This is a genomic window from Streptomyces sp. UH6 (assembly GCF_013421635.1).
GTDB classification, from domain to species: domain Bacteria; phylum Actinomycetota; class Actinomycetes; order Streptomycetales; family Streptomycetaceae; genus Streptomyces; species Streptomyces abyssomicinicus.
Genome location: NZ_JACADT010000933.1, coordinates 1 through 2,244 on the forward strand (window position 1 = coordinate 1; position 2,244 = coordinate 2,244).

3 protein-coding genes are annotated in these 2,244 nt (G+C 69.0%); all 3 read right to left on the reverse strand.

All coding sequences use genetic code 11. The annotated features are described in order from the left end of the window. Positions 1–412 (reverse strand): DUF6114 domain-containing protein (locus HW445_RS27705; protein ID WP_180223607.1); only part of this gene is annotated, 412 nt, incomplete at its 3' end. A gap of 101 nt (positions 413–513) precedes the next feature. Then, a complete protein-coding gene (locus HW445_RS27710) occupies positions 514–1,143 on the reverse strand; it encodes a DUF6230 family protein (protein ID WP_180223608.1) in 630 nt (209 codons plus the stop codon). Positions 1,144–1,886: 743 nt separating this feature from the next. Next, a partial coding sequence (locus HW445_RS27715; RefSeq protein WP_180223609.1) for a tetratricopeptide repeat protein occupies positions 1,887–2,244 on the reverse strand: 358 nt, incomplete at its 5' end.

Consider the following 2,244-nt stretch of genomic DNA (forward strand, 5'->3'; position numbering starts at 1 on the left):
CCTGCCGGTCCGGGCGGCCCGGCGCCCAGGCGACCGCCATGGCACCGCCGATGAGGGCGAACAGGAAGCCGATGAAGAACCCGCCGAGGTTGGACACCGGGATGGAGACCAGGCCCAGCAGGATGGCGGCCACGCCGCAGAAGATCTGGATGTGACGCTGGAACCACAGGCACAGGCCGAGCACGCCGAGCAGCACGCCGATGATCAGCGAACCCGCGCCGGCGGTGGTGGCCATGGTCATGGTGAGGTTGCCGATGTGCAGGTCGGCGTAGGGGAAGTACCCGATGGGCAGACCGGCGAACATGACGAAGAGGCCGGCCCAGAACGGCCGCGTGCCCCGCCACGTGCGGAAGTTCCCCCGGATGACCCGAAGGCGTTCGCTACCGGGCGCGGCAGGAGTCTCGGCGCTCATGGAAAACAGCTCCCTGGAACGGCGTTGCCGTGATGAGTGTGGTGGTGCGTGGGGCTGGGACGAGCGGGGGAGCCGAGGCTCCCTCGCTCGTCAGCGAGTGCTCAGTAGCACTCGTGGACACCCGTCTTCAGCGACATGTTCAGGTTGCTGAGGTTGAAGGTGCCGGCGGTGGTCGCCCACGCCGTCTGCTTGACGCCGGTCAGGACGGCCGAGTCGGCCTGCTGGGCGAACCCGTTGCCGTTGGCGCCCGCGGAGAGCTCCGGACCCTTGCTCGCCTGGCCGGCCGCGACACCGATGTCGATGTTCTTGAACTCGGCCGACGTCGTCTCGAGGCTCTCGACGTCGATGTACAGGTTCTCGGCCTTGACCGGCGTGTCGCCGGTGCCCGCGGTGAGCCGCAGGCTGATGTTGCCGAAGACCGGCACGTGCGGCGTCACGACGGACTGGCACATGTTGATGATGTCGGCCGACTTGAACGCCGACACCGCGACCGGGTGGTACGTCTCCTTGCCGTCAAGGGTGACGCCCTTGTCCATGGAGCCGTACTGGTTGAAGCCGTCGCCCTCGAGACGGTCGGCCGTCACCTTGAACGACTGGCCGGAGACGCTGAACGACGCGGCGAGCGCGCCCTGCGACAGGCCGACGCCTATCGCGGCGGTGGCGGCGATGCTGGGCACCATGACGACGGCGAACCGCTTCCATCTGGTACCGCCACGCAGCTGGGACTGCATATGTCCTCCTTCTCGGACGTACATCTCCTGGTCCCGGCTGCCACAGATGGCGGCTCGGGCCGGGCAGGGATGGGAGAAGTGCTACGTCCTCGGGAAGGAGAGCGCCTGTTTCTCGTACGACGCGGCATGCGCCCGAATCACCGGCGATCACCCCCGAGCGACAACCACTGGCCGCATGGGACAGGTGGTCCCGTGCGACCTTTTCGGACAGGCTCCGCCACGGGCGAAGACCCCCCTGTCCTCAGGCACGGCGTCACGGTGACACCGCCCCTGCCCGGTGGGGACCCTTGATCACATGCGCCCGATTGGTTGTCGGGCGTACGGAATAGGACCGAGCGTCGCCGATCGTTGTGCATTCTTCGCGCCCCCGCAAGGGGTCTCGTTACCCGCTGGTAACGGGGAGGCCACGAAGGATCACGCGTCCCGCACCGGCCCACGACGGAGGGTTGCGCACCATCACGTGACAAAGGCGGGCAAAGAACCGCGCAGCGGGGCGCATCGCAGCCCGACTCTTACTGCCAGTAACAGCTGGTTCATTTCCCAAGATTTGGCAAAGCGTGGCCGCAACATGCCCCTCGGGGGAACGCCCTTCACACCGGGCGCATGCTTTCCCCGCGAAACTTTCCGCGTGGGAGTTCCGCACAACGGGAAGGGCGGGGCGGGGAGTGTCTCCCCGCCCCGCCCTCACCGCCTCACGGCCGCCGGCGGACCTCCCGGAACCCGGGACCGGAACCGGAACCGGACTAGAACAGGGCGCGCGCCAGCGCGCGCCGCGCGGCGACCACCCGCGGGTCGTCACCCCCGACGACCTCGAACATCTCCAGAAGCCGCACCCGCACGGCCTCGCGGTCGTCACCGGCCGTCCGGCGCACCGTGTCGATGAGCCGGCCGAAGGCGTCCTCGACGTGACCGCCCACCAGGTCCAGGTCGGCGGCGGCGATCTGCGCCGCGGGGTCCGCGGGCTTCTCGGCCGCGTCCTGCCGCACCTTCTGCGGGTTCAGGTCCCGCACCCGCTCCAGCAACTGCGCCTGGGCGAGGCCGAGCTTGGCCTCCTCGTTGCCCGGGTCGTCGGAGAGCACGTTGCGGTAGGCGCGGACGGCG